The sequence below is a fragment of the Agrobacterium sp. rho-13.3 genome (assembly GCF_033957765.2).
Classification (GTDB): Bacteria; Pseudomonadota; Alphaproteobacteria; order Rhizobiales; family Rhizobiaceae; genus Agrobacterium.
In genome coordinates, this window is record NZ_CP192775.1 from 318,519 (window position 1) to 336,821 (window position 18,303).

The 18,303-nt window shown below is 56.0% G+C and carries 16 protein-coding genes; 9 read left to right on the forward strand and 7 right to left on the reverse strand.

Features of this window, described 5'->3' with window-relative positions; all coding sequences use genetic code 11:
- The first annotated feature begins 1 nt into the window (after position 1).
- Both RMR16_RS16330 and RMR16_RS16335 read left to right on the forward strand, forming a co-directional pair.
- Positions 2-838: a carbohydrate ABC transporter permease gene (locus RMR16_RS16330; protein WP_320199854.1), complete on the forward strand. Its 837-nt coding sequence runs from the start codon at positions 2-4 to the stop codon at positions 836-838.
- A gap of 49 nt (positions 839-887) precedes the next feature.
- Positions 888-2,162, forward strand: coding sequence for an ABC transporter substrate-binding protein (locus tag RMR16_RS16335; protein ID WP_320199730.1), 1,275 nt, complete (start codon positions 888-890; stop codon positions 2,160-2,162).
- 85 nt (positions 2,163-2,247) lie between these two features.
- Here RMR16_RS16335 and RMR16_RS16340 read toward each other — a convergent pair whose 3' ends face one another.
- Positions 2,248-3,237 (reverse strand): substrate-binding domain-containing protein, encoded by a 990-nt coding sequence (locus tag RMR16_RS16340; RefSeq protein WP_320199731.1) that lies wholly within the window; start codon positions 3,235-3,237, stop codon positions 2,248-2,250.
- Positions 3,238-3,614: 377 nt separating this feature from the next.
- Here RMR16_RS16340 and RMR16_RS16345 point away from each other — a divergent pair, with 377 nt between their 5' ends.
- Positions 3,615-3,953 carry a GCG_CRPN prefix-to-repeats domain-containing protein gene (locus RMR16_RS16345; protein WP_413785986.1) on the forward strand — a complete coding sequence of 113 codons (339 nt, stop codon included), beginning with the start codon at positions 3,615-3,617 and terminating at the stop codon, positions 3,951-3,953.
- An 84-nt stretch (positions 3,954-4,037) separates the two neighbouring features.
- On the opposite strand, the gene RMR16_RS16350 is transcribed toward RMR16_RS16345, so the two are convergent.
- Entirely contained in the window at positions 4,038-4,334 is a 297-nt protein-coding gene (locus RMR16_RS16350; protein ID WP_320199733.1) for a hypothetical protein, read from the reverse strand.
- Positions 4,335-4,487: 153 nt separating this feature from the next.
- Here RMR16_RS16350 and RMR16_RS16355 point away from each other — a divergent pair, with 153 nt between their 5' ends.
- The 6 genes from RMR16_RS16355 to RMR16_RS16380 all read left to right on the forward strand — a co-directional run bounded on the left by RMR16_RS16355 (position 4,488) and on the right by RMR16_RS16380 (position 13,050).
- Positions 4,488-5,696 carry a patatin-like phospholipase family protein gene (locus RMR16_RS16355; RefSeq protein WP_413785987.1) on the forward strand — a complete coding sequence of 403 codons (1,209 nt, stop codon included), beginning with the start codon at positions 4,488-4,490 and terminating at the stop codon, positions 5,694-5,696.
- 40 nt (positions 5,697-5,736) lie between these two features.
- Positions 5,737-6,606, forward strand: a complete 870-nt coding sequence (locus RMR16_RS16360; protein ID WP_320199734.1) for a DUF3313 domain-containing protein — start codon at positions 5,737-5,739, stop codon at positions 6,604-6,606.
- 90 nt (positions 6,607-6,696) lie between these two features.
- Positions 6,697-7,389, forward strand: a complete 693-nt coding sequence (locus RMR16_RS16365; protein ID WP_320199735.1) for a response regulator transcription factor — start codon at positions 6,697-6,699, stop codon at positions 7,387-7,389.
- A complete protein-coding gene (locus tag RMR16_RS16370) occupies positions 7,386-8,657 on the forward strand; it encodes a HAMP domain-containing sensor histidine kinase (protein ID WP_320199736.1) in 1,272 nt (423 codons plus the stop codon). The genes RMR16_RS16365 and RMR16_RS16370 overlap by 4 nt, the downstream gene beginning before the upstream one ends.
- A gap of 167 nt (positions 8,658-8,824) precedes the next feature.
- Positions 8,825-9,913, forward strand: coding sequence for an efflux RND transporter periplasmic adaptor subunit (locus RMR16_RS16375; protein WP_413785988.1), 1,089 nt, complete (start codon positions 8,825-8,827; stop codon positions 9,911-9,913).
- On the forward strand, positions 9,910-13,050 hold the full coding sequence (locus tag RMR16_RS16380) for an efflux RND transporter permease subunit (RefSeq protein WP_320199738.1): 3,141 nt from the start codon (positions 9,910-9,912) through the stop codon (positions 13,048-13,050). The genes RMR16_RS16375 and RMR16_RS16380 overlap by 4 nt, the downstream gene beginning before the upstream one ends.
- Positions 13,051-13,175: 125 nt before the next feature.
- Here RMR16_RS16380 and RMR16_RS16385 read toward each other — a convergent pair whose 3' ends face one another.
- The 5 genes from RMR16_RS16385 to RMR16_RS16405 form a co-directional block, all read right to left on the reverse strand.
- Complete coding sequence (locus RMR16_RS16385) at positions 13,176-14,240, reverse strand: ornithine cyclodeaminase (RefSeq protein WP_320199739.1); 1,065 nt, start codon at positions 14,238-14,240, stop codon at positions 13,176-13,178.
- A gap of 66 nt (positions 14,241-14,306) precedes the next feature.
- Complete coding sequence (locus RMR16_RS16390) at positions 14,307-15,977, reverse strand: M20/M25/M40 family metallo-hydrolase (RefSeq protein ID WP_320199740.1); 1,671 nt, start codon at positions 15,975-15,977, stop codon at positions 14,307-14,309.
- Between the two features lie 15 nt (positions 15,978-15,992).
- Positions 15,993-16,757: an amino acid ABC transporter ATP-binding protein gene (locus tag RMR16_RS16395; RefSeq protein ID WP_320199741.1), complete on the reverse strand. Its 765-nt coding sequence runs from the start codon at positions 16,755-16,757 to the stop codon at positions 15,993-15,995.
- Positions 16,754-17,410 (reverse strand): amino acid ABC transporter permease, encoded by a 657-nt coding sequence (locus RMR16_RS16400; protein WP_320199742.1) that lies wholly within the window; start codon positions 17,408-17,410, stop codon positions 16,754-16,756. The genes RMR16_RS16395 and RMR16_RS16400 overlap by 4 nt, the downstream gene beginning before the upstream one ends.
- Complete coding sequence (locus RMR16_RS16405) at positions 17,407-18,069, reverse strand: amino acid ABC transporter permease (RefSeq protein ID WP_320199743.1); 663 nt, start codon at positions 18,067-18,069, stop codon at positions 17,407-17,409. The genes RMR16_RS16400 and RMR16_RS16405 overlap by 4 nt, the downstream gene beginning before the upstream one ends.
- Positions 18,070-18,303: the final 234 nt, after the last annotated feature.

Sequence of the window (18,303 nt, forward strand, 5' to 3'; positions counted from 1 at the left end):
CATGACACACCCGGGCATGACCGTCGGACGCATCATCCGTCTGTCCATCCTGACGATAGGCGCGCTCATCTTCCTGTCGCCCTATATTTTCATGATCTCGACGGCGGGCAAGGCGCAGAGCGAAATCTTCTCCTCGTCGCTGTCGCTCATCCCGCTGACATGGAGCTACATGGCCAATTTCACCAAGGCCATGACGCGGGTGTCCATGCCGCACCTCCTGTTGAACGGTGCGATCGTCTGCGCACTCATCCTGTTCATTCAGGTCATCGTTGCTATCCCCTGCGCCTATGCCATGGCCAAGTTGAAGTTCAAAGCAGCCCGTGCCTTAATGGTACTGGTCATGCTCGGTCTTCTGGTGCCGATCCATGCGACAGCACTGCCACTCTATGTCGCGTTTGATCGGATGTCGGCGCTCAACAGCTATCTGGCGCTGGTTGCCCCCTTCTCCATCTCGGTCTTTGCGATCTTTCTGTTTCTACAGTTTTTTCGTGCCATGCCGGATGATCTCATTCACGCCGCCCGTCTGGATGGCATGAGCGAGGCGGGCATCGTTGCGCGCGTCATCCTGCCGAACGCCTGGCCTGCGGTTACCGCCTTTGCGATCTTCTCAGTGGTTGCCCACTGGAACGATCTGTTCTGGCCGCTGATCGTCGTCACCAACCAGTCCTACGCCACACCGCCACTCGGCCTGCTCTATTTCCGCGCCGCCGAAGCCGGAGACGATTACGGCGCACTGATGGCGGCAACGCTGATCATCACCCTTCCCCTCGTCATTGCCTTTCTGGCTGCCCAGAAGCGCTTTGTCGAAGGCATCACCATGACCGGTCTCAAAGGCTGAGCCGGACAGACATACCAACAACAATCTACCTCTCAACGGAGAACGTGCCATGAAACTGATCAGACACGCATTGACGGCGCTTGCCGTCTCAGTTGCCTTTGCGGCCTTACCGGCGAAGGCAGAAACCGTCCTCACAGTGCATTATCCAATGCCGGGCTTCTTCAAGGATGTCATGGACAACATCTCCAAGAAGTTCATGGAAGAAAACCCGGAGATCAAGATCCAGTTCGCAAACCCTTCGGCTACATATGAAGAAGGCATTCAGACCATCATGCGTCAGGCCGGAACGGCTGAAATGCCTGATCTGACCTTCATCGGCCTCAACCGCCTGCGCATAGTCAGTGAGCGCGACATCCCTGTCGATCTGGGACCGCTGGTTGCTGCTGACGGTAACATGGCCGAGCAGGGTTTCTCCGACACCATCCTGAAGCTCGCTCAGGTGGATGGCAAGCAGGTTGGTCTGGCTTTCGCGACATCCAACCCGATCATGTATTACAACGCCGACCTCGTTCGCAAAGCCGGTGGAAATCCTGACGTTCCGCCAAAGACATGGGACGAAGTGATCGCGCTTGGTGGCAAGATCAAAGCGCTCGGCGATGGCAATGAAGGCATCGACTTCCGCTGGCAGGGCGACGACTGGATGTTCTCAGCACTGTTGTTCGGCGCAGGCGGCACCATGCTGAATGCAGACGAAACCAAGGTCACGTTCAATGGTGAAGCTGGCCAGAAAGCCGTTGCCGTGCTCGACAAGATGGTCAAGGAAGGCGGACTTCCCGTTTTGACCAAGCAGGCTGGCGAACAGGCTTTTGCCGCTGGCAAGATCGGCTTTGCGTTCCAGACAACCGGCGCGCTGCGTAACACCATCAAGAATGTCGGCGACAAGTTCGACCTTCGCACGGCCCAGATCCCGCTGATCGACGCAGAAAACGGTAAGCTGCCAACGGGCGGCAACGCCGTCGTCATTCTGACCAAGGATGCCGAAAAGCAGAAGGCTGCATGGACATTCGCCAAGTTTGCTGCCGGTCCATACGGCGCATCCGTTGTCGTGCCCGGCACCGGTTACGTTCCAAACAACGAACTGGCTGCAAAGTCACCGGAATATCTCGGCAACTTCTACAAGGAAAACCCGCTGTTCCAAGCCGGTCTTTCACAGATGTCGCGTATGATCCCGTGGTACGCCTTCCCTGGCAGCAACGGTGTCAAGGTTACGCAGACCATCGTTGAAAATCTCTCCCGCATCGTTGAACAAAACGCTACGCCGGATGACGCTCTCAACGACGCAGCTGGCGAAGTGAAGAAGCTTCTGCCACGCAAGTCCTCATAACAGGCTGACATCGCACGGAAAGAGGCGGCAAAGCCGCCTCTTTTTATTCGCATGTTTCGTTGATTATAACAGATGCGTCCAGCAACTAAGACTTTGCGAAGGCCACGGTTGCCCCGGCAAACAATTGATGCCCAACCCGCAGATGTCTAGGTGGTGCTGCATTCTCGGCAATGTCCAGCAACAGCGCGGCAGCCGCCGTTCCCATATCGGCGTCAGGCATCTTGATGGTGGTCAAAGGCCGATCAAGCAGCCGTCCGATCGCAATGCCATCAAAACCGCAAACCGAGATATCGTGAGGCACAGAAATTCCGTGCCGTCTCAATGCACCGATGACACCCAGTGCCAGAAGATCATTGGAGGCGATAATGGCTGTTGGGCGGATGTTCTCCACCACATCCAGCAGGTCGAGGTTTTCGTATCCGTCCAGAAAGGCAATTTGCAAAGCTTCGAGCGGCTGATGATTGCTGTCGTTCAGCGCCTGGCAATGCCCCTCGTACCGCAGCCGCGCCCGGTCCGACGAGGTAAAATGGCCCGAAACGAACAGAACACGCCTATGACCCTTGCTCAATAGAAACGCTGTCAGTTCGTAACTCGCCTGAAAATTATCGACCGTGACGGCCGCCTGAAACCTCGGCATCGGCAGGTTGTTGAGAAGAACCGTGGGCGGAAGAGCAGCCGAAAGTACATCGCTGCATCGCGGATCGCAAAGTGTCAGGATCAACCCGGTCGGGTGTTCCTCCAACAGCGAGGCAACCGCCGCAGTCTCACTGGACGGATCGTAATTTGATTGTGCAATCAGCACGCTGTGCCCCGCCGCCTGCAACCGGTGCTGGATTCCCGCAAGTGATGCGGCAAACACTGGATTGGAAATGCTCGGCACCAGCACGCCAACAACCGGCCGCGATCGCCGCCCATATCCATCTCTGTTCTTGACGTGCCTGTAACCAAGCTCCGCTGCCGCCCGACGCACCTTGCGCACCATTTCGGCACTCACCGGGCCAGTCCTGTTTAAGACACGGCTTGCCGTGCTGACGGAGCATCCTGCGCGGAAAGCGATCTGCTCAAGTGTGATCATTGAGCCCATCCTTGGTCGTGAACATCATATCCAGTAATGGTAATCACCAACGCAAGAGACTGTTTCATTCTCCCATCGGCATGCTTTAGAGAACCATTAGACCTGTTTCCGTACAAATCAAACGGCATGGCGTGCAGATATCCTGACCCATCGCCGACGGCACACTGCGCCACGCTGGATACAAGGCGCCACGTCAGGATAATGCCGACGTTTTCAATCTGGCCCAGAGCCTTCCTTTATATCCCTTTACGGACTCAAAGGTCGCCGCATCCGTCCATCCGCCTACCTGGCACTGCCACGAAAACGTCAACATTCATTCAGGCATGGTTCACGAGCCGGGTCGCTAAATTAGGCTACCTTCAACGGAGTGATCTGAGATGCGCAAAATAATATTAAGCGCGGGAATAATTCTAAGCAGTGTGTTCGCCAACGTGGCTAACGCCATGCCGTTAGCGCAACCATCCATCCCGTCAGCATCATCCGTGCAGAAGGTGGACTACACGTGCGGACGTGGCTTCCACCTCTCTCCTCGTGGCTATTGCCGACCAAATGGGCCGCCGCGCGAATATCGCGATCGATGGGACAGACGTGATCGGTGGGCAGAAAGAAGAGAGTGGCGCGACAGACGCGATCACCGCGAATGGCGAGAGCGCCGGGATTGGCATCAGCAACGCGAATGGCGTGGTCGGCACGGTTATCGTGACTATCGATGGTGAGACGACCTCGATCCCCAATCCTATTTGTCATCTTGCATCGCATCGAAATGTGGTGACGATTTGGGTGTCTCATCCTCGGCCGATCTAGGTGCTGGCCGAGGACGCTGCGGATAATCTGAGCGATCTCGCTCGCGTGAGTTTCAAACGCGAAATGGCCTGTGTCGAGCAGATGCACATGCGCGTTTGGCGTTTGTAGGCTTCGGCTTCCGCCGGAACAAAGGCTGGATCGTGACGACCCCAAACCGCGAGGAAATGCAGTTGGCTCCTGCGGAAATACCCCCGGAATTCGGGATATCGCTCCAGATTTGTCCGGTAATCCAGCATCCGATCAAGCTGGATTTCGGAAGCTCCCGACCGCGCCATCAAGGCGATATCGAGCATGTAGCCATCGGGCCGAGACGAGCGGGATCGCTTATACGACAGTGGTGGGCCTCCTCAGGGCGTCAACCGTGTCTTTACATAAATTTACATCGAGCTGACTGTACTTAACAGACCAGTCGCTAGAGATATTCTGCAAACGAGACCGTGGAGCCTATGCAGATATCATTCGTCAATCAATCGGCGCTGTTGCGTCTCTTGGCCATGGTGCTTGTTGTCTCCGCATCGCTGTCGAGCTGCATGAGCACCGGCCGTTTAGCGTATTCGGCCGCTGACGCTCAAGACGCAGAAGTGCCAGGTTTTTCGAAACTGCGCGTCTACCTGGATGCTGAAGGTCCGTTGCCCCAAAACGGCATCTGGATGCCGCGCACGGCGTCAAAGAATCAAAGTCTTCTGGTTATTTCCGGCGGCGGCGCGGGTGGCGCATTCGGAGTCGGTGTCCTGTCTGCATGGAGCAAAAAGGGAACGCGTCCGAACTTCGACATGGTCACGGGTGTCAGCACGGGCGCGCTCATTGCGCCTTACGCATTTCTTGGGTCTCGATACGACAAAGACCTCGTCCAGCTGTACACCAGCGGCATCGCCAAAACCCTGCTTCAGACGAAGCCGCTTCCAGTCGGGTTGCTGGGGCAAAGCTTGGCGAAGCCGGAGCCTCTTCGCCGACTGGTCGAACAGAATATTACCACCGATGTTGTTGCCCTGATTGCAGCCGAGCACCGCAAAGGTCGCAGACTGTTCGTTTTGACCTCGAACCTCGACGCGCAACGTGCTGTGGTTTGGAACATGGGTGCCATTGCCGACAGCGGCAAGCCAGATGCGCTCGCGCTCTTCCGCCAGATTCTGATCGCATCAGCGAGTATTCCCGGTATTTATCCGTCCGTGATGATCAAAGCGACGTCCGGCGGACATACGTTCGAGGAGATGCACTCGGACGGCGGATCGACCACGCAGTTCCTTGCCGTCCCCGAAGCCATGATGACAAGTGCCGTATCGATGCCTGTTCGACGTGGGCAGAAGCTGGATATTTATGTCATCGCCAACAACGCCTTGATGCCGGAATTCGCCATCACCACAGATCGAACTTTGTCGGTCATGTCACGCGCCTATTCGACCTTGATCAAGTCGCAGACCCGAAGCGCGCTTGTCGCACTTTATGGATTTTCGCAAAAATCCGGGATCGGCTTCCACGTAGCCTCGATCGATACGGTCGTAAAATATGACCCGCTGGATCCATTCGGCACGAGTTACATGCGCGCCGTCTTCAATCTTGGTGCTGCCGAAATGGAAAACGGCACCGTTTGGAAAGATCGTCCGGTCTTTCCTGCCCCATCCTATACTGATGTAAAGACAGCCGCGCCGATATGAGACATAAGCGTTCTGAGGTCCGGAAGTCGAAGGGAAATCCATGAGTCTTACCAGTGATAAAATGCCACTTCGGGATCGTGGATTGAACGGACTTGTGATCCTGATGATCGGAACTGTGACGTCGCTGGCCAGCTGCGCCAACGTGCCCGTGCAGCAGGGAGTAACACTTTCGTCCTATGACGGGCTGAAGCCTGCAAACGGCGCGGTAACGAAAACCAGAATTAAGGTCGATGCGATTGCGCTGGCTGCGGCAAGGACAATCAAGATCGAGCAGACGACCGTATCGCCGGCTGCCGCCATCAAAATTCCAGACGGTGCAGAGCGAAGCCTGACAGCAAACGCCATTGACCGGGCCTTGTGCGTGGCACTGAGTGACCGCTTCGAAGTCGTCGCGGCCAACCAACCTGCGGATTTGACGGTCCGAGCCTCAATCACCAATATCCTTCCGACCAACACCATGGTTGCCGGTGTCTCGGTGGTTACATCTCTCGGAAGTTCGGCCGTCTTGCCGGTGTCGATCCCGCGCCTGCCCATCGGGCTCGGCGGGCTGGGGGTCGAAGCGGAAGCGATGGGGTCAGACGGCGCGCAGAAAGCCGCCATGATCTGGGCACGCGGGGCGGATTCAATCACCACAAGCGCACGCATGTCGCCGATCGGGGATGCATATGCCTTGGCCGAGTCGTTCGGCGATGATTTTGGAAAAATGCTGACATTAGGCAAAAGCCCGTTCGGCGGAATGGGCTCGTTGCCGTCGGGCCAGAAAATTTGGTCGCGGCTTGGTGGCAAAACCAAATATGCTGCATGCGAAAGTTTCGGACGGTCATCGGGCCTGACAGGTGCTATCGGCGCCAAGTTGGGCGCGCCTCCTGGCTGGACCGACAAAAAACGAACGGCAGACAGCAGATCGTGAATGCGGTTGTGTGATTATCAATGTGAGCGGAAAAACGACGTTGAGACGACGTGTCGTGGTATGTAAGGAACAACCATATGGGTCTTTATCATGACGAAAGTTTTGCTGATCGATGATGACAAAGAACTGACGGCTCTGCTTGTCGAATATCTCGTCGAGGAGGGTTTCGACGCGCATGCTGTCGATGATCCGCGGATAGGGCTTCAGGAAGCAACGTCGAATGCCTATGAAATCGTCATTCTCGATGTGATGATGCCACGCATAAATGGTATCGAAGTTCTCCAGCGCATCCGCAAGACAAGCAGTATTCCGGTTCTCATGCTGTCAGCGCGTGGCGAGAATATCGATCGCATCGTCGGATTGAACCTCGGCGCTGACGATTACGTGCCTAAGCCATGCCCCCCTGGAGAAATCGTCGCACGACTGCGCGCCATTCTCAGGCGATACAATAAATCCAGCGAAATCGATCAGACGCCGACCAAGCTGCAAGCCGGAAACCTCCTTTTGTATCCAGCCACACGGAATGCGGAATGGTATGGAATGCCCTTGGAGCTGACCGGTGCCGAATTCAACCTGCTGGAAGTTCTTGTACGCAACACCGGTCAACTGGTTTCGAAGAGCGAGATATCGCGCCGGGCATTCGGCAGAGCCTTGACGCCTTTCGATCGAGGGATCGACGTTCATATCAGCAGCATCCGCCAGAAACTTGGTCTGCAAAAGGATGGGCAGTCTTGGATAAGAACGGTGCGCGGCCAAGGCTATCAATTGGTCCAGGAAAAATGAGCCGTCTCTTCTGGAAACTGTTTGTCGTCATCTGGCTGTCGATTGCAGGCCTGTTGAGCATGCTCATCCTGCTCAACAATATTTTCCAGTTTCGACCACCAGACCACGAGTTGGAGGTGCAGAAACGCGCAACTGTTCTAGAGATGGCAAAAGAACTCGTCTCGCACGGAGGGCCGGACCTGATCGCTCCGATAGCCCGCGCCGCCGTGTTGTCCGCGCCGAGGCTGACGCTGGATATTCAGGCGGTCGGCGATAGGGAATGCGAAAACGGAAACGGCATTTTTCAATCGATGCAAGTCGTCAGGTCCGGCTCTGTGTGTTACCAGCTTTCTGCGCGGGCCGTTGAAAATGGTTCAAGGGCATTCGCGTTTCTCGCCGCTCCCTTTCTCGTGGCCGCCGTGGCCAGCCTGATCGCAGCGTTTTGGCTGGCCAATTATCTGGCGGGTCCGATCGTCACGTTGAAAAATGGGTTGAACGCTCTGGCGAACGGTGAACTCCACATTCGAATTGGCGAGAAATTCGGACGACGACGGGATGAGATTTCCGATCTCGGATTGGATTTCGACTCCACCGCGTCCAAACTCCAGATGTTGCAGCAGATACAGCAAAGATTGTACCACGACGTTTCGCATGAGCTCCGTTCGCCGCTGTCCCGCATTCAAGCGGCGATCGGCGTTCTACGCCAGAACCCCGCCAAACTGGAGGGAATGATGTCGCGCATGGAACGCGAGATCGAACGGCTGGACACGCTTGTCGACGAAATCCTGACCTTGGCCAAACTCAATTCCGGATATGCCTCGTCGTTCGGAAAGAGCAAAATCGATATTATCGATCTGCTGAGTGCCATCGTCGATGATGCCGCGTTCGAGGCAAAATCCAAAGACGTTACCGTGACCCTGGATTCGATTCCCACATTCGTCTGCAACATCAACGGCGAACTTGTGTACCGGGCGCTTGAGAACGTCGTGCGAAACGCAGTGAAATATACGAATGCCGGAACGAAGGTGACGATCGAGGCACGCGGCGTCGAAATCCAGGCCCGCAAAATACTGCGTGTGACGGTTTGCGATCAGGGTCCAGGCGTGCCCGAAGAACAAATCGAACGCATCTTCGAGCCGTTTCAACGTGGCGTCGATACGGCCGAAGTCGCGGGCCACGGGCTGGGACTGGCAATTGCCCGGCAATCCCTCGAGATACTGGATGGGAAGATTCGTGCAGAAAATGGCACGCAGGGCGGCTTGAATATCATCATCGAGATTGGCGAGTGATGCCAGGCAGATACCACGCATTATTTACATAATTTTACACTCCCATAACGGCGCTTAGCACAACGTCCGCTAGTTTTACCCTGAAAGTACGACGGTCCAACGACCGCGTTTTGTGGCTGCGCCGTCGATATGTCGGGTGCGCGCTTTGGATTTTCAGGGTGAAGCGGATGCATCTCAATTTTCGAAATACCATTTTGGCCGCTCTTCTTTGTTGTGCTGTCAGCACACCGTGTGCACAGGCGCAGGAAGACGTGTCGCAAACAGCCACTGCGTTGACGGTCGAGCTCGTCAAACCGGTCACGCAAGAATGGCCCGAGACTGTGTCTGCCTCGGGCTGGTTGCTACCCTGGCAGGAGGCCGTTGTTTCTTCCGAAGTCGGCGGCCTGAAAGTCAGCACCATTCTTGTCGATGTGGGATCGCTGGTGCGCAAAGGCGACACGCTTGCCGAGCTTTCATCCGAAAGCGTTCTTGCCGATATTCAAAAACAGCAGGCTGCAATCGGTACCGCGCAGGCCAATCTCGACGAGGCAGACGCCAATGTCGAACGCGCGCGGCAGCTTGACGGCTCCGGTGCACTCTCGGGTCAGACGAAAATGCAATATCTGATCGCGCAGCGAACCGCGCAGGCAAGTCTGGCATCGGAAAAAGCAGGGCTTGCCAGTGAAAAAATCAAGCTGGCGCAAACAAGGATTATCGCGGTCGACGACGGCATCATTTCATCGCGGTCGGCCACGCTCGGTGCGGTCGTTTCCTCCGGCACGGAAATGTTTCGATTGATCCGCCAGCAGCGGATCGAGTGGCAGGCGGAAGTTCCTTCAAACCAGCTTTCCTCCATCCGCGAGGGTCAGGCAACGCAAATCCTGTTACCGGACGCATCGACCGTCCAGGGATCGGTTCGACTGGTATCGCCGACCGTTAACAAGAACACTGGTCGTGCGCTGATCTTCGTTGCGCTCCCTGGTACGGGTTCAACACCCGGCCAATTTGTCTCGGGATCGATTGATATAGGGCGCACGAAAAGCCTTGCAGTCCCGCAAACATCTATCGTTCAGCGCGACGGCATGACGTACGTTTTTGTCATGGCCGATCACATGCGTGTCGAGCGCAAACGCGTCGAAACCGGCAGGCGACAGAAGGGCCTCGTGGAAATCAAGACAGGCATCGTCGCGGGGTCCGATGTGGTGAAATCCGGGGGCGCTTTTCTTGCGGACGGCGCTTCGGTCAAGGTCGTGCAAAGTACGGAGATCGGCGAATGAATATTTCAGCCTGGTCCATTCGCAATCCGGTTCCCTGCGTTTTGCTTTTTGCAATGCTGACCGTCTGCGGCATCCTCGGCTTCATGGGCCTGCCAGTTCAAAACCTGCCTGATATGGATTTGCCGACCATCAAGATATCCGCTTCCCTCGAAGGGGCTGCGCCCGATCAACTCGAGACAGAGGTGGCGCGCAAGATCGAGGATAAGCTTCCGTCCCTGCGTATGCTCGATCACATCAGCACCGCGATTACCGACGGGTTAGTGTCGATAACCGTGACATTTGAGGTTGGCAAGGACCCGGAAGCTGCATTGAATGAGGTGCGGAACGCGGTGGATAGTGCGCAGGCAGACTTGCCAAAGGAGATGACGACCCCCACGGTTTCGAAACTGACGGTGCAGTCTTCCGCCTTGTTGACCTATGTTGTTCGTTCCGACCGACTTGATGAGACTGAGCTCTCGTGGCTGGTCGACAACGATATATCCAAGATGCTGATGTCCGTTAAAGGCGTGGGAGAAACTGATAGAATTGGGGGTGTGGACCGCGAGGCCCATGTCGATCTTAATCCCAATGTCATGCACGCTCTCGGTATTACGGCCTCGGATGTTTCGACGCAACTCAAGTCCGTTCAGGTCGACCAGTCCGGTGGCGTCGGCGAAGTCGGCGGAGCGCGGCAGACGCTTCGCACCTTGGGCGCCGTGAACTCCGTGGACGAGTTGAAGGCGATCGCCGTTCCTCTGCCGAACGGTGAGCATATTCGGCTTGATCAGATTTCAAACGTCACGGATGCATTCGCAGACAGGACATCCTTTGCATACGAGGACGGAAAGCCTGTCATCGCCTTCCAGATCAAACGGTCCAACGGCTATTCGGACACAGGCGTTGCCGCAGACGTTCGCAAGGCCGTCGAAAATTTCAAAGCGGCCTATCCTTTGATTTCCATCTCCGAGGCAAATAATACCGTCACGCCGATCGAAGAAAACTACGAGGCTTCGATGGAAACACTATACGAGGGCGCGGCGCTTGCGGTCATCGTTGTCATGTTGTTCCTGCGCGATTGGCGGGCGACGATGCTTTCGGCCATCGCACTGCCGCTGTCGATCATTCCGACGTTTCTCGTCATTTATCTCGCGGGCTTCAGCTTGAACATCGTTTCGCTGCTCGCCCTTTCTCTGGTTGTCGGTATCCTTGTCGATGATGCGATCGTCGAGGTGGAAAATATCTCCCGGCATATCGCCATGGGCAAGAAACCCTATGATGCAGCTATGGAGGCGGCAGACGAAATCGGCCTTGCGGTCATCGCAACGACGTTCACACTCGTCGCCGTTTTTCTTCCGACAGCCTTCATGGCCGGCATTCCCGGCCTCATCTTTCGGCAATTCGGTGTGACGGCAGCGGTTGCAGTGCTCACGTCGCTCCTCGTTGCGCGGCTGCTCACTCCGGTCATGGCCGCCTATTTCATGAAACCGCAACATGTGCAGAAAGAGGACGGTCGGATCATGACGGCCTATCTCAAGGCGGTCGGCTTTTGCCTTGGAAACCGAAAGGTCACGCTGCTCGCAGTCGTAGCCTTCGTCGGTTTGTCCCTATGTGTCATCCCGTTTCTGAAAACCGGTTTCATTCCCGCTTCCGACACGGCGCAGACACGGATATCTCTGACAACCCCTCCCGGCAGCTCTCTGGAGGAGACAAAAACCATAGCGGCAGCGGCGGCGACCATCGTGTCCAAAGTTGCCGATGTAACCCATGTTTTCAATTCCATCGGCACGGCAGCGTCCGGTGGAGGCGGACCCGATGCGTCCACGACAAGCAGCACGACGTCAGCAACGCTGACCGTCGATCTCAAACCGATCAACGAACGGTCCGTAAAGCAGTCACAGATCGAAAGCGCGATAAGGCAGGCGTTGACGGTGTTGCCCGGCGTTCGCGTCGAAGTCGGCGCAGGCGCCAATGGCACGAAGCTTGAAATTACCTTGGCAAGTGACGATTCGAGAATGCTTGAAAGCGTTTCGAACGATCTGGAGACCCAACTTCGCTCATTGAAAGGCATCGGGAATGTGGTGTCTAGCGCGGCCCTCCAAACCCCCGAAATTCAGATCAAACCAGACTTCGATCGCGCGGCGGCTCTCGGTGTCACCTCGCAAGCGATTGCGGACACGGTTCGTATCGCGACCAATGGTGATTATTCGTCGGTGATGCCGAAACTCAATCTTCCAGAGCGGCAGATACCCATACGGGTCAGGCTTGATCCGGCATTGCGTGTCGATCTGGCCGAGATATCGCGCCTGACGGTACGCGCCAACGGCAACGATATCGCGCTCTCTTCGATCGCCGATATATCGATTGGCGGTAGCTCGGCACAGGTCGATAGAATTGACCGGTCGCGCAATGTTACGCTTTCGGTGGAGCTGAACGGCCGCATCCTAGGCGAAGTGATGAACGAAGCACGCCAGCTTCCGGCTCTCAAAAATCTACCGGTTGGGGTTCATCTTGTCGAGCAGGGCGAACTACAGCGCTCGTCGGAGCTATTTTCAAGCTTCGCCATCGCCATGGGCATAGGTATCTTCTGCATCTACGCGGTGCTTGTGCTGCTCTTTTACGATTTCCTTCAGCCGATCACCATTCTTATGGCCCTGCCGCTGTCCGTCGGCGGCGCGCTGTTGCCGCTGGTCGTCACCGGAATCAGCTTTTCCATGCCGGCCGTCATTGGCCTGCTGATGCTGATGGGTGTCGTGACGAAGAATTCCATCCTTCTCGTTGAATACGCGATCATGGCGCGTCGCCAAGGCGTCGAGCGGGCAGCGGCCCTCATCGACGCCTGCCACAAGCGGGCGCGGCCAATCATCATGACGACAATCGCCATGGGTGCCGGTATGTTGCCTGTGGCACTCAGTCTCAGCGGCGGAGACCCCAGCTTTCGTCAGCCGATGGCGATCCTGGTGATCGGTGGATTGCTGACGTCGACCTTTCTAAGCTTACTCGTTATTCCGGTCATCTTCACATTCGTGGATGATCTCCTCATCCTGATCGTCAAGCCGTTCAGAAAATTGGCTGTGGAGACTGCTGAGCCCGAGCAGACCAAGCAGTCGGATGTTGCAACAATTCATCATCTTTCGACGCAGCCGTTACGAACCAGATGAGGGTGATCTGGTGCGATTGCCGGCGATAGTGGGCCACTGCACCGGCAAGCAGTCTGAGGGCTCTTTAAATCACAGAAGCACGCAGCGACGATCACACGTCCAGAGCAAAGGCAATGCGCTACTCGCTATGACAAAGTCTCCAAGTGCTGCTCGCATCGCAACAACATGCCGTAGAGGTCACGTGGCTCATCCGGGTCAGCCAGAAGGTCGAGGTCGATGTAGAGAGCTGTTTCATGAAGTTTGCTGCGCACGTAGCGAAGCGCTGAGAAATCTTCGATGGCGAAGCCGACGCTGTCGAAGAGGGTGATGGCGCGGTCGGATTGACGCCCTTCGATCTTGCCTGCCATCACTTCCCAAAGTTCCTTAACCGGGTAATCGGCACCAAGCTGTTGAATTTCGCCTTCGATGCGGGTCTGTGGCGGATATTCGACAAAGATATCGGAGCGCAGCAGGATGTCCTTGTGCAGTTCCGTTTTGCCGGGGCAATCACCACCCACGGCATTTATATGTACGCCGGGGCCAACCATGTTGTCGGAAAGGATGGTGGCGCATTGCTTATCGGCCGTGACTGTCGTGATGATGTCGGCGCCTTCTACGGCTTCCTGGGAGGTCGCGCATTTGGTAATAGTGAAGCCGTGTCCGGCGAGATTGCGGGTGCATCGGTCTGTTGCGGAAGGATCGAGATCGTACAGCCGCAGTTCGTTCACGCCAACAATCGCCTTGAAGGCCAGCGCCTGAAATTCGCTCTGTGCGCCATTGCCGATGATCGCCATGGTCTTTGAACCCTTGCGTGCCAAATGTTTGGCAGCCACCGCAGACATAGCGGCGGTGCGAAGGGCTGTCAAAATCGTCATCTCGGAAAGAAGCATCGGATAGCCGTTGCCGACATCCGACAGCACGCCGAACGCTGTAACAGTCTGGCGTCCTTCCTTGGTATTCTTAGGATGGCCGTTGACATATTTGAAACCATAGAGCGTTCCATCACTCGTCGGCATCAATTCGATAACGCCCTCGTCTGAATGGGATGCAATGCGCGGGGTTTTATCAAACTGCTCCCAACGGAGAAAATCCTCTTCGATCACGGCAGCAAGCTCGGTCAGAAAGGTATCTGTTCCAACCGTCAGGACAAGCCTCATCATATGATCGACGCTGACGAAAGGAACAGTGTTTAGATTTGTGTGGGTGGTCATGGATTTTATCCTGTTTGCGTTACGCTGCGGCTTGCAACAACACGCCGACGCCGGCGCGAAAGCGCTTCAAACGTCGTTGCTGGTCTCGTTGAGAAATTGATCAACGATGTCGGCGACAAGGTTGGGCAAAACCTCAAAGGCATAGGGCGCATGAACCCGCTCAAGTTTTTGATGAAACTCACGTCCCCATGGACCGATATTGACGGCTGGAAAGCGCAGCGCATTCGCAGGAGGATGATCGATGAGGCGGGAAATCGGTGTGTTCTGCGAAACGACATCGCTGCTCATGGCTGCTTGACCGAGAAAGCTCATATCGGAAATGCCCTGAAAATGCGGTTTCCAAGTCAGGCTACGGTCTGGTGCATTGCCGAGAGAGGCGCGGGCCTTTTCAATGGCCGTATGCAAGGCGCGGTCGTTGGCGTGCTCCGTCCGCAGACGGCTGGCCGGATAGTGCAACCCGGAAAAGCCGACGACGATAGCAGGGCCTGACAGCCGTGCCACACCAACCAGCCACTCGGTGATCTGGCGGGTCAGCGACAGCGGATTGTCGATTGCCGAAAGACTTGCTTCCTTGTCAGCATACAGTGCTTCAAATCCTTCTCCCGCAAACTGCGCGGCGAGTGTACGTAGCTCTGCGAAATTAAAGAGACGCGGGTTCGCAGGCGTGGCACCGGCACTTTTGCTCACCAGCCTGCCATATTCCAAGGACTGAGCGGCAAAACGGTCAACCGCCTCCGTCGCTCCAGTCAGAACCTCACTGCGGAAGCGTTCAAAAAGCTCTTCTGCCGTCATGGCGTGATAAAGCCAGTTGAAGGCGATCCAGAAACGCTCGGGCGTCGTGACCTCGTAACCGTCACGCAGGTCTTTTGCTTCGAGACAAATTGGTGGTGGCGAAACATCGCTGTCGTCCTTGTCCGCAAGTGCCGCGTTGCCTTCAAAGCGCGACAAAATGCCAGCGGCCATCGCCTGCGCGCTGACACCTTCAAACGGGTAGCTTGCATGTGAACTACAGCCTATGACCAGCGCGAACGGCAAAAGCTTGCCGATGGTGCCGGCGTAAACCGCCCTGCCTTCGCGACCATCACCCTGATCAGACGTTACATCCATGTTGATCGCAGCGGATATCTCGACATCGAAGGCGTCGGCAAGACCGGGGAGCGCATCGCGCAGCGAACGCATACCGCGGCTCTCACGCTCTTCGTCGGGGGTGAGGATCAGCATCAGGTTGCCCTTGCGGTCAGGACTGCCTGCAAAATGTTCCAGGCAGGCGATACCTGCTGCATCGCCGCTCTTCATGTCCAGCATTCCCCGTCCGGGCAGGAAATCACCGCTCAGCAAATCCTGCAAAGCCCGCTCTTCCTGCTCGGAACGCGTTTTTACCGATAGATCGGCAATCAAAGCCTCTTTCAGCTTGAGGCCGTCACAGGCAATGGGTTTGAGTTCGTGATAGTTGTCGGTGGATACCGTGTCGAAATGCCCGGCCAGGGCGATTGTTTTCCTGCCCGTGCCACGCACCACCGCGACCACATTTCGCGTGAGAGGATCGCCATGGCTTTCGATAAGACGAATGTCGTCCGGGTGATCGCGGAAATAGGGGATTTCTAGAAGCAACGCGTGCAGGCGATCGGCAAATTCTGCCTCTCCCACCGTTCCAGTTTCACTCGGCCAGGAAACGATGCGCAGGGCAAGATCGCGAACATGGGCAGGATCGAGCGATGTATTTTTATGAATGGTCATGGGAGTGGTCTCTGCTCAATAGGAAAGATGTTTGCGCAGAAATGCGCGGGTACGTTCTTCGACAGGGTTGGACAGAACATCGCGGGGGGCACCCTGCTCGACAACCACACCTCCATCCATGAACATGACATGATCACAGACTTCGGCAGCAAAGCGCATTTCATGGGTCACGATCAGCATGGTCATATGTTCAGCAGCAAGCTGCTTCATCACCTGGTTCACCTCTTCAACCAGCTCCGGATCAAGCGCTGAGGTTGCCTCATCGAACAGCATGACTTTCGGCTGCATGGCGAGAGCGCGCGCAATAGCGACGCGCTGTTTCTGGCCACCGGACAATCTGGCCGGATAGGCATCTCCCTTGTCGGCAAGCCCGACCTTGGCAAGCAGCGTATTGGCTCTGTCCAATGCCTCGGCCTTGCCCAAGCCCTTGAGTTTGATCGGTCCGATCATGATGTTTTGAAGCACGGTCAGATGAGGAAACAGATTGAACTGTTGAAACACCATGCCCATGTCCTGTCGGATATGGTTGATATGGTTTTCGAAGGCGCGGCCCTTCAACGGGCGATTTACCTGCTGTCCATCCAGCCAGATTTCGCCGCTGGAAATCTCTTCCAGCATGTTGATAGACCGCAGCAACGTACTCTTTCCCGAACCACTTGGCCCGATGATGGATACGATCTTGCCGCGGGCAACGCTCATATCGATGCCCTTCAGCACCTCGTGGTCGCCATAGGATTTACGGATTTGCCGTAATTCGATCATGGGGGTCTGCGCTGTCATCGGATTGCCTCCGCTTTTCTGGCCGCCTGTTTCAGAAGGACTTCCATCGCGATATTGACGATGTAGTAGAGAACCGCTGCGGTGAGATAGAACTCAAACGGGCGATAGGTTTCACTGATGGCCCGCTGCGCGTTCAGCACGAGTTCCGCGATACCAAGAACCGAAAGAACCGCCGTGTCTTTCAACAGAATGATGCTGTTGTTTCCAACCTGCGGAAGTGCTGCCAGCACGGCCTGTGGTACGATGAAGTGCCGCAGGGTCGCACCCTTGCCAAAACCAAGTGTTCTGGCTGCTTCCATCTGCCCGGAATCCACACCTCTAAGCGATGCCCCGAAAATATCGGCATTATAGGCGGCATAATGCAGGCCAAGCCCGATTATGCCTGTCCAGAAGGCTGGCAACATGATGCCGACTTGCGACAGTCCATAGTAGAGCAGATAGAGCTGCAAAAGCAGCGGCGTGCCCATGAACAGGAACATGATGCCGCGGATCGGCAGGCTCACGAGTTTCGGACCGTAGAGTGTCGTCGTGGCTATGAGCATACCCAGAATGATGCTGATCGCACCGGCAAGGACGGTAATAAGAACGGTCCATAACACGCCCGTGAAAAGGATTTCCCAGTATGAGGGGACGACGCTTAGATCGAGACTCATGCCCCTGCCCTCCTGCTCGTGTCGAATATCCTTTCGATCGTTCGCATCACAACCGAGATGGCTGCGACGATGACCATGTAAGACAGGCCTGCCACGGCGAAGACTTCAAAAGGTTTGTAGGTCGAGGTTACGAAGCGTTGCGCCGAATAGGTCAGTTCCACCACGCCGATGGTTGAAATCAGAGCGGTGCTTTTCGACAGGATCACGGTGTTGACGCCAAGAGATCGGATCATCAGCGGTGCAGCCTGCGGTAAAACGAACAACCGCATGGTCGCAAAACGCCCGAACCCGATGGAGCGAGCAGCCTCTGCCTGCCCCCTGTCGACGGCCAGGATGGCACCCTTGATCCCTTCGGACATATAGGCCCCGATGTTGAGGCCCATGGTCAACACACCGGCCATGAATGGTGTCAGGTCAAGACCAAATTGCGGGCCGCCGAAGTAAACGAGAAAAAGCTGCACGAGCAAGGGCGTACCCCGCATGATGCTGACATATGCTGTTCCCAGCCCCCGCAATAGTGCGGTCTTTGAGAAACGTGCCGTGGTGATTGCCGTTGCGACGACGAGCCCTATTGCCAGCGACACGGCAGTGAGCCACAGGGTTAGCAATGATGCTTCGACCATGAAGGGCAATATACGCCTGATCAGTTCGATATCCATTTCGGCCTTTCCGGACCGGCCTTTTCACGCAAAAAGATTGCGGAAAGGATCATCCCATGGGTTTGCGCGAAATTCTGTGTCCTGCATTCGCCGATGCGAAACACGTCAGCGACAGCGCTGCCGCAGACAACGCCCGAACGCGATGACTTTTGATGAAATAAGCGCTACCGTTTGCAACAAACCATGCGCTTTCGTGTGCAATGCTCCGGGAGACCCCCTTGGCAACCCGGAGCA